This is a genomic window from Bradyrhizobium sp. cir1, assembly GCF_014198245.1.
Lineage (GTDB): Bacteria > Pseudomonadota > Alphaproteobacteria > Rhizobiales > Xanthobacteraceae > Bradyrhizobium.
Genome location: NZ_JACIHE010000031.1, coordinates 68,179 through 75,931 on the forward strand (window position 1 = coordinate 68,179; position 7,753 = coordinate 75,931).

Annotated in this window: 6 protein-coding genes; 1 reads left to right on the forward strand and 5 read right to left on the reverse strand. The window is 64.6% G+C overall.

All coding sequences use genetic code 11. From position 1 onward, the window contains the following. Positions 1-59: 59 nt before the first annotated feature. The 5 genes from GGD63_RS35660 to GGD63_RS35680 all read right to left on the reverse strand — a co-directional run bounded on the left by GGD63_RS35660 (position 60) and on the right by GGD63_RS35680 (position 6,149). The gene (locus tag GGD63_RS35660; RefSeq protein WP_183249321.1) at positions 60-1,943 is read right to left on the reverse strand and encodes a feruloyl-CoA synthase; all 1,884 of its coding nucleotides are present in this window, start codon (positions 1,941-1,943) and stop codon (positions 60-62) included. Beyond that, positions 1,940-2,749, reverse strand: a complete 810-nt coding sequence (locus GGD63_RS35665; RefSeq protein ID WP_183249324.1) for a crotonase/enoyl-CoA hydratase family protein — start codon at positions 2,747-2,749, stop codon at positions 1,940-1,942. The genes GGD63_RS35660 and GGD63_RS35665 overlap by 4 nt, the downstream gene beginning before the upstream one ends. 294 nt (positions 2,750-3,043) lie before the next feature. Continuing rightward, positions 3,044-4,363: a TRAP transporter large permease gene (locus GGD63_RS35670; RefSeq protein WP_183249326.1), complete on the reverse strand. Its 1,320-nt coding sequence runs from the start codon at positions 4,361-4,363 to the stop codon at positions 3,044-3,046. Positions 4,364-4,365: 2 nt separating this feature from the next. After that, positions 4,366-4,875, reverse strand: a complete 510-nt coding sequence (locus tag GGD63_RS35675) for a TRAP transporter small permease (protein ID WP_183249328.1) — start codon at positions 4,873-4,875, stop codon at positions 4,366-4,368. 257 nt (positions 4,876-5,132) lie between these two features. Further along, a complete protein-coding gene (locus tag GGD63_RS35680) occupies positions 5,133-6,149 on the reverse strand; it encodes a TRAP transporter substrate-binding protein (RefSeq protein WP_183249330.1) in 1,017 nt (338 codons plus the stop codon). A gap of 252 nt (positions 6,150-6,401) precedes the next feature. On the opposite strand from GGD63_RS35680, the gene pobA reads away from it, so the two are divergent. Further along, positions 6,402-7,571: a 4-hydroxybenzoate 3-monooxygenase gene (gene pobA, locus GGD63_RS35685; RefSeq protein WP_183249332.1), complete on the forward strand. Its 1,170-nt coding sequence runs from the start codon at positions 6,402-6,404 to the stop codon at positions 7,569-7,571. The last annotated feature ends 182 nt before the right edge of the window (positions 7,572-7,753 follow it).

Here is a 7,753-nt window from a genome sequence, read left to right on the forward strand (position 1 = left end):
TCTCCCCGCAAGCGGGGAGAGGTGAAGGAAGCGCCGACCGGTTCATCCCATCTCCCATATTAGCCGACCGATATCACACGGTCCGACGGATTGGCAGCGTAGAGCTCGTCGATCAATCCGGTGCGATGTTCCAGCACGGCGCGCTGGTTGATCGAGCCCTTGTCGGTGACCTCGCCCTTGTCGATCGAGAGCGACGTGTCCATCAGGATCGCACGTGTGATCCGTGTCGAGGAGCCCGTGGCCGAAGACAGGAAGCGGGTCAGGCGCTCGCGAAATGCCTCGCGCACCAGCCGGTCGCGCGTGGCGACGACGAGATCGTCGGGCGGCAGCGTCGGGTTGATCAGGCGGCAGCCGTCGAGGTCGAGCACGACCAGCGCGGAGACCTCGTCGCGGTTGATGCCGGCGATGACGACGTCGCGAACCAGCGGCGCGCAGGCCGCGGTGAGGCGCGCGCGCAGCGGGCCGACGCTGACCCAGGTGCCGCTGGCGAGCTTGAAGTCCTCGCTGACGCGGCCGTCGAAATCGAAGCCGGCGTTGAAATCGTCAGGGTCGGACGGCTTCAGCGCGTCGCCCATCTTGTAAAATCCTTCCTCGTCGAAGGATTTTGCGGTGATGTCGGGCTGGCGCCAGTAGCCGGGCATCACGTTCGGCCCCTTGGCGCGGACCTCCAGCTTGCCGTTGTTCGGCACCAGTTTTGCGTCATTGCCCGAGACCGGCAGGCCGACATGGCCGGAGCGGCTGGTGCGCGGGTTGACCGACATGAAGAACGGCGCGGTCTCGGTCGCGCCAAGGCCGGTCAGCATCGGCACGCGATAGCCCTTCTCCTTCACGGCGAGCTCGTCGAGGCTGTTCCAGACGAACGGCGAGAGCGCCGCGCCGGAGAAGAACATCGCATGCAGCCGGTCGAAGAACTTTGCGCGCAGGCCCTGGTCATCGCGCAAGTAAGGCAGCAGCGATTCATAGCCCTTCGGCACGTTGAAATAGACCGTCGGCGAAATCTCCTGGAGATTGCGCACGGTCTCCTCGATGCCGCCTGGCACCGGCTTGCCGGCATCGAGATACATCGAGCCGCCATTGTAGAGCGTCAGCCCGATATTGTGGTTACCGCCGAAGGTGTGATTCCAGGGCAGCCAGTCGATGATGACGGGCGGCTCGTCCTTGAGGAAGGCGAGCGTCTCGCGCAGCATCACCTGGTTGGCGCAGATCATGCGCTGGGTGTTGATGACGGCCTTGGGATTGCCGGTCGAGCCCGACGTCAGCAGGAATTTTGCAATGGTGTCAGGGCCGATCTTGCCGTGCACCGCGTCGAGATCGCCGCGGATCGGCGTCGCCATGAGATCGGCGAGCTGGGTGACGTCGCGGCCCGGCACGCTGCCGTAGGATGCCGCGATCTCGGTGCCGAGCGAGACATTGGCGGCGAGCGCATCGGCAAACTTCTCGGCGTCCTCGGCGAAGACGAGGCCGGGCGTCAGCAGCTTCATCAGATAGGACAGCTTGCCGTAATCCTTCGACACCAGCGAATAGGCCGGCGACACCGGGCAGAACGGAACGCCGGCGTAAAATGCGCCGAACGCCAGCAGCGCGTGGTCGATCGAATTGCCGGAGAGAATCACGACCGGCCGCTCCGCCGACAGGCCGCGCGCAATCAGGCTTGAAGCGATGTGCCGGCTCGCGGTGAGCAGCTCGGCATAGGTGATCTTGCGCCAGCCCCGGCCGCCTTCGCGCTCGGCCATGAAGACGCGGTCCGGCGTCGTCGTCGCCCAGTGATGCAGGCGGTCGGTGATGCGGACCGGATAGTCGCCGAGCGGCTGCTTGGGCCGCAGGTAAATCGTGCCGTCGTCGCGGCGTTCGACATTGACGACGGGATCGCCGAACGAAATGGGCCGCAGCGGAGAATTGCTCGCGCCGCGCTCCATGCTGGAAGAGGACGGCTGCGCGCTCATGATTTGGGCTTCACCTTCGCGGTCTTGTGCTCGAGGAATTCGCGAATCCTGCGCTTGGCCTCCTTGTCGCTCTGCGCGACGGTGGCCATCAGCGATTCCATCAGCAGGCCGGTCTGCGGATTGGCCTCCGCGATCATCGGCAGCGCCTGGAGCACGGCGAAATTCGTCAGCGGCGCGTTGGAAGCGATCTTGGTCGCAAGCTCCAGCGCCTTGCCGAGCCCGTTGCCGGCTTCCGTCAGATATTGCGCGAAGCCGTAGGAGGCGCCTTCGGTCGCGCTGTAGACGCGTCCCGTCAGCATCATGTCCATCATCCGGGCGACGCCGATCAGCCGCGGCAGCCGCACCGAGCCGCCGCCGCCGACGAAGATGCCGCGCTGCCCCTCGGGCAGCGCGAAATAGGTCGAGGGCTCGGCGACGCGGATATGCGCCGCACAGGCAAGTTCCAGCCCGCCGCCAATCACTGCGCCCCTGAGCGCCGCGATCACGGGCACGCGGCTGTACTGGATGCGGTCGAACACCCGGTGCCACATCTGCGAATGAAGGAGCCCGCCGGTGGCGTCATGCTCGGTCAGCTCCGAGAGGTCGAGGCCCGAGGAAAAATGGTCGCCGATGCCGTGGATGACGACTGCGCCGATGTCCTCGGGCAGGGAGGCAAAACACTCGCCGATTTCCAGGATGATGCCGTCATTGAGCGCGTTGCGCTTGGCCGGACGGTTCAGACCCACGGTCAGAACCCGGTCCGCCCTCTCGATCCGGAGCAGCCCGGAGGCCCCCGCGTCAGCGGTATCGGCGTTTCCCTGTGTCATTTGCGTCCTTGTCAGAATAGTTATGTTGTATAACGAATTTCGGCGGAGTCAAGGAGGGGGTGGGGGTCATCGGTCACCTCCAACTGTCACGACGTCCACAAGCGCCGGCCTCTTCGCCTCTCCCCGCTTGCGGGGAGAGGCCGGAATGCGCGCGTAGCGCGGATTCCGGGTGAGGGGGAGTCTCCGCGAGTCCAGCTGTCACCGTCCTCGCGGAGGCTCCCCCTCACCCAAACCCTCTCCCCGCAAGCGGGGCGAGGGAGCGAACCGTCGTCGCCGCGACAGCCCGCAGCACGCCTAATGCGCCATCATCCTTGTCGGCAGCCAGGTCGCCAGCAGCGGGAAGGCGATCAGGATCACCAGCCGCACCAGGTCCGTCGCCACGAACGGGATCACGCCCTTGAAGATGGTGGAGAACGAGACGTCCTTCACCACGCTCTTGATGACGAAGACGTTCATGCCGACCGGCGGGTGGATCAGGCCGAGCTCGACCGTCATGACGATGATGACACCGAACCAGATCGGATCGAAGCCGAGATGCATGATCACGGGGAAGATGATCGGCACGGTCAGGATGATCATCGCCATGGCGTCCATCAGGCAGCCGAGCACGAGATACATCACCATGATCAGTGCCAGCACGCCGTAGGGCCCGAGGCCGAGGCCGGTGAGGAACTCCGTCACCTTCTGCGGCGTCTGCGTCACCGTGAGGAAATAGCCGAAGATCAGGGCGCCGATCAGCACGGTGAACACGGCTGCCGCGGTGCGCGTCGCCTGCAGCAGCGAGGCCAGGATCTTCTCGCGGTCGAGCCGGCCCGTCAGCACGCCGATGATGAAGGCACCGGTGGCGCCGACGCCGCCGGCCTCCGTCGGCGTGAAGCGCGGCAGGAAGGGCAGGCCGTAGAGGCCGCCGATCACGAAGACGAACAGCAGCACCGGCGCCCAGATGTCCTTCAGGCCCGCAAACCGCTCGCGCCACGGCAGCACCTTGCCCTTGGGCAGGAAGTCGGGCCGGAAATATCCGATCAGGAAGATCGTGATCATGTACATGGTCATTGCCAGCAGGCCCGGAATGATGCCGGCGATGAAGAGTTTTCCGATGTCCTGCTCGGTGATGATGCCGTAGACCGCGAGCACGGTGGAGGGCGGCAGCATTGCCCCCAGCGTGCCGCCCGCCGCGATCACGCCGGTGGCGAACGACTGGGGATAGCCGAAGCGGCGCATCTCCGGGTAAGCAACGGCGGAGAACGTCGCGGCGGTCGCAACCGACGAGCCGCAGATCGCGGCGAAGCCGCCGCAGGCGCCGACGGTGGCAATGCCGAGCCCGCCGCGCAAATGTCCGACGAAGCCGTTGGCGGCACGGAACAGCTCGCGGCTCATGCCGGAATTGGAGACGAACGAGCCCATCAGCAGGAACATCGGGATGACGCCGAAAGTGTAGTCGGTGACCGTCCGCATCGAGGTCTGGCCGACCAGCTTCAGCGCCGGCGTCGCGCCGACCAGATAGGAGAAACCGGAGACGCCGACGAGACCCATGGCCATGCCGACAGGCACGCGCAGCAGCATCAGGACGAAGAGGGAAACGAAGCCGATAACGGCGACGGCATCGGTGCTCATGGTTACTCCGTCGCCTTCAGCTTGGGGTCGTGCATCTCTTCGGGATGGAAGATCAGGCGGTAGGTGCGGATCGCGATCAGCAGCACGGCGGAGACGTCGCCGATCCAGGCGATCGCGAAGAACGGCCAGGTCGGCATGTGCATGTCGAAGGTCTGGACATTGTCGTTGTAGGTGCCGCGCACCTTGTCGAACAGCGTCCAGGTCTGCACGGTCACGACGAACAGCAGCACCAGGGTTGCGAACACGTCGATCCAGCGCTGATAGCGCGGACTGACATTGCCCCAGACGAGGTCGACCGTGATGTGGGTGCCGCGATAGGAGGTCGCGGCGATGCCCCAGAAGATGAGGATGCCGAGCAGCATGCGGCCGATGTCGAAGCTGTCGGGAATCGAATAGTTCAGCGTGTTGCGCAACAGCACCGACAGGAAGATGTCGAGCGCGACAAGGCCGACGAAGCCGGCCGCGATCCATTCGATCGTGTCGATAAAGCGATCCATCCAGGCGCGCTTCATGGGGGATCCTTAGGTGATGTCATTCTCGCTCTCGACTTCAGCGGCGGTCCTTCGCCTCTCCCAGCGCTTGTCCGCCGAAGCCTTGGCGAAGGCGGATGCGGGGAGAGGCCGGATTGCATCGGAGATGCAATCCGGGTGAGGGGGGCTCTCCGCGAGTCCATCTCTTACCGTCTTTGCGGAAGCAGCCCCTCACCCCGACCCTCTCCCCGTAAGAACGGGGGGAGGGAGAAGAAGAGCTCGCCGCGATGGCGCTGGGACTATTCCGCCAGCGCGTTGTACTTCTTGAGCGACGCCTTCAGATCCGCCAGCGCCGCATCGGGATCGGCGCCGGCCTTCTTGGCGCCGTCACCCCAGGTCTTGACCAGCGGCTCGGCCGCCTTCTTCCAGGCGGCGATCTGCTCGGCCGTGAGCTTGTAGACCTCGTGGCCGGATTCCGCCTTGATCTTGTCGATGCCGCCATCCTCGAACTTGCCCCAGTGCTCGCCGACCGCGCCGGCCATCTCGACCGTGCAGTTCTTGTCGATCGCGGCCTTCTGCTTGTCGGACATCGAATTGTACTTGTCCTTGTTGATCACGAACACGAAGGTCGTGGTGTAGAGCGGCGCCTCCATGTCGTACTTGGTCACCTTGTCGATGCCGAACAGCACCAGGGAGCCCCAGGGGAAGGTGACGCCATCCGCGACGCCGCGCTCGATGATGTCGCGCACTTCGGGCGCGGAGGACTGCACATTGGTGCCGCCGAGCGAGGTGACGAAGTTGGCCATGGTGGCGTGGGCCGGGCGGATCTTCAGGCCCTTCACGTCCTCCGGCGCCGCGATCTTCTTGGTCTTGGAGTGGAAGGATGAGGGCGAGTGGACGAAGGCGAGGCAGTATTTGACGTCCTTCATCTCCTTCTCGGCATATTTGCGGTACCAGGCGTCGAGCCCCATCGAGCCGCCCTTGGCGTCGGAGATCAGGAACGGCAGTTCGCCGGCGCCGATGATCGGGAAGCGGCCGGGCTGGTAGCCGGGATTGACATAGGTGACGTCGGCGATGCCGTCGCGGGCCATGTCGTAATGGTCGAATGCCTTGCCGAGCTGCTGGGCCGGAAACACCTTGCCTGTGATGGTGCCGCCGGAATCCTTGTTCACCGCGGCCACCCAGTCTTCCAGCGATTTCTGGAGCGGGTGCGAGGCCGGCACCCAGTGCGAGACCTTCAGGTCGAAAGTCTTGTCCTGCGCCAACGCAGGGCTCACGCTTGCTGCCAGCAGCAAAGCCAGACAGGCTTTTCTCATCACGCGTCTCTCCCTCTTTATGACGGCGGGCTTCGTTGGCCCGGTCTCTTTAATTAACATGTTATCTAACTGGCCGGCGCGTTCAAGCCGGAATTGGCGCGACATCTACGTCAGCGATGTTGCTTGGATTTGTCGCGGTCAGCGCGACGCGCTCTCCCTTTTGCCCAACAATTATATGATATAATTATCGTCTGCGGATCGACGCGACAAGCGCGGCCGCGCCGCACCCTACAGAATCGGGAGGAGCCAGTATTGCGGACAAAAGTCGCAATCATCGGGGCCGGGCCGGCCGGATTGTTGCTTGGGCAACTGCTGCATCGATACGGCATCGACAATGTCATCCTGGAGCGCCAAAGCCCGGACTACGTGCTGGCACGCATCCGCGCCGGCCTCCTGGAGGAGGGAACCGTCGCGCTGCTCGACGAGGTCGGCGCCGGCACGCGGGCGCATGCCGAAGGCCTGGTGCATGAAGGCATTGAGCTGGCCTTTTCCGGCCGCCGCCACCGCATCGACATGAAGGGTGCGACCGGCAAGACGGTCATGATCTACGGCCAGACCGAGGTCACGCTCGACCTGATGAATGCGCGCAAGGCCGCAGGACTCACGTCGGTTTACGAGGCTAAGGACGTGCAGCCGCATGATTTCGACGGCAGTCACCCGCGCGTAACCTATGTGAAGGACGGCGTCACCCACACGCTGGATTGCGATTTCATCGCCGGCTGCGACGGCTTCCACGGCATCAGCCGCGCCAGCGTGCCGGCCCCGGTGATCGAGGAGTTCGAGCGGGTCTATCCGTTCGGCTGGCTCGGCATCCTCTCCGAGACGCCTCCGGTCAGCCACGAGCTGATCTACTCCAACCACGCGAGAGGCTTTGCGCTCTGCACCATGCGCTCGACCAAGCGCAGCCGCTACTACGTGCAGTGCTCGCTCGACGACCATGTCGACCAGTGGCCGGACGATCGCTTCTGGGACGAATTGAAACGGCGGCTCGACCAGCAGGCGGCCGACAGCCTCGTCACGGGACCGTCGATCGAGAAGAGCATCGCCCCGTTGCGCAGCTTCGTCGCCGAGCCGATGCGCTTCGGCAAAATGTTCCTGTGCGGCGACGCCGCCCACATCGTGCCGCCGACCGGCGCCAAGGGGCTGAACCTTGCGGCCAGCGATGCGCATTACCTGTCGAGCGCCCTGCACGAATTCTACGACGAGAAGTCCAGCGCCGGCATCGATGCCTATTCCATCAAGGCGCTGGCACGGGTCTGGAAAGCCGTGCGCTTCTCCTGGTGGATGACCTCGATGCTGCACAAATTCCCCGATACCGGCAGCATCGGCGCGCGCATCCAGCTCGCCGAGCTCGACTACGTCACGCAGTCCCAGGCCGCAATGACGTCGCTGTCGGAGAATTACGTGGGATTGCCGTTCTAGAGCCGCACCGTCGGTGCCGTGGGCAAAGCGAAGCGTGCCCACCAGCTTCTGCGGTTACTGCGAGATGGTGGGCACGGCGCGTTGCGCCTTTGCCCACCCTGTACCCTTGTGGGTTCGTGGCGGCCTCGGATGTAGACTGGCCGTCCGGGCCGATCCGCCGGGAGCAGCCTTGTCCACCAGTG